The sequence below is a fragment of the Nocardioides luteus genome (assembly GCF_014648595.1).
Classification (GTDB): Bacteria; Actinomycetota; Actinomycetes; order Propionibacteriales; family Nocardioidaceae; genus Nocardioides; species Nocardioides luteus.
The window spans coordinates 1-1093 of the sequence record NZ_BMRK01000044.1; the positions used below are offsets into that span (position 1 = coordinate 1).

General features: G+C 65.1%; 1 protein-coding gene. It reads left to right on the plus strand.

All coding sequences use genetic code 11. From position 1 onward, the window contains the following. Positions 1–106: 106 nt before the first annotated feature. Positions 107–1081, plus strand: a complete 975-nt coding sequence (locus IEY81_RS23880) for an IS481 family transposase (RefSeq protein WP_189120995.1) — start codon at positions 107–109, stop codon at positions 1079–1081. Positions 1082–1093: the final 12 nt, after the last annotated feature.

The window sequence follows — 1093 nt, forward strand, 5'->3', positions numbered from 1 at the left end:
TGTACTCGGCCAGGAGGTTGGTGACACTCCGAGTCGGTTGTTGACGTAGCGAAGACCTCCGGGTGCGGTGGTTGCTGTCTAGGTCATCCACCGTCCGGAGGTCTTCGTGTCCCACCGTAATGCCCGGCTGAACTTTCGTGGCCGGCAACTCCTGGTCCAGCGAGTCGTCGAGGACGACTGGGCTGTCGCGCACGCGGCCAAGGCCCAAGGCGTCTCCCGCCAGTGCGCGCACCGCTGGATCAGCCGATACCGCGCTGAAGGCGAAACCGGGCTCTATGACCGGTCCTCGCGTCCACACCACCGCCCGAATCAGACACCGGCAGCAGTCGAGGAAGCGATCGTGGCCAAGCGCCACCAGGAGCGCCGTGGCCAGGACTGGCTCGGCCCCGAACTAGGCGTCCCGGGACGGACCGTGGGGCGGGTCCTACGCCGCCATCGCGTCCCCTATCTGCGTGAGTGTGACCCGCTGACCGGCGAGGTCATCCGTGCCTCGAAGACCACCGCGGTGCGCTACGAACGCGACCGTCCCGGTGAGCTGGTCCATGTCGACGTCAAGAAGATCGGCAAGATCCCCGACGGTGGCGGCTGGAAGGCCCACGGACGTCAGATGGGCTCGACCTGGGCCAAGAAACAGGCCCGGATCGGCTACGACTACGTGCACTCGATGGTCGATGACCACTCCCGACTGGCCTACTCCGAGGTCCTCCCCGACGAGAAGGGACTGACCTGCGCCGAGTTCATCCGCCGTGCCGCCGACTACTTCACAGCCCACGGCATCACCCGCATCGAGCGGGTCATCACCGACAACCACTTCTCCTACCGCAGATCCCACGACGTAGCCGCCGCCATCAACGCCATCAACGCCAAGCACAAGTTCATCAAGCCCCACTGTCCCTGGCAGAACGGCAAGGTCGAGAGATACAACCGCACCCTGGCCACCGAGTGGGCCTACCGCCAGGTCTACCTCACCAACACCGACCGAACAGCTGCCCTTGCACCATGGCTCGAGCACTACAACACTGTCCGCCGCCACAGCGCACTCGCAGGACTCCCACCGATCAGCCGACTGTCACCAACCTGATGGCCGAGTACA